Origin of the sequence: Methylobacterium sp. J-076, assembly GCF_022829405.1 — a bacterium.
Taxonomy (GTDB): domain Bacteria; phylum Pseudomonadota; class Alphaproteobacteria; order Rhizobiales; family Beijerinckiaceae; genus Methylobacterium.
The window spans coordinates 1-336 of sequence record NZ_JAKSXW010000042.1; the positions used below are offsets into that span (position 1 = coordinate 1).

Sequence of the window (336 nt, forward strand, 5' to 3'; positions counted from 1 at the left end):
ATCCTCACCCGTGGCGACGGGTGGAACGAAGCCCCGCACGATCTGGCCAACGCCGCCTACGTCATCCAGGCGAACGGCGCCCTCGGGATCAACCCCCGGCCGCAACGTCAGCGGCATCGAGCTGCCGAACGAGGGGCGAGAGACCGGGTGCCTGCGCGCGCTGCTCTATACGCCGGACTGCGCGGAGACGAAGCACAAGCTGGCCCTGTGCCTGGGGAAGAACATCGGCGGCGAGCCGATCATCGCCGACCTCGCCCGCATGCCGCACCTGCTGGTGGCCGGCACCACCGGCTCGGGCAAGTCGGTGGCGATCAACACGATGATCCTGTCGCTGCT

Annotated in this window: 1 protein-coding gene; it reads left to right on the plus strand. The window is 69.0% G+C overall.

Annotated elements, in window-relative coordinates; genetic code table 11:
- On the plus strand, window positions 1–336 hold a 336-nt coding region (locus MKK53_RS03215; protein WP_279598791.1), incomplete at both ends, for an FtsK/SpoIIIE domain-containing protein.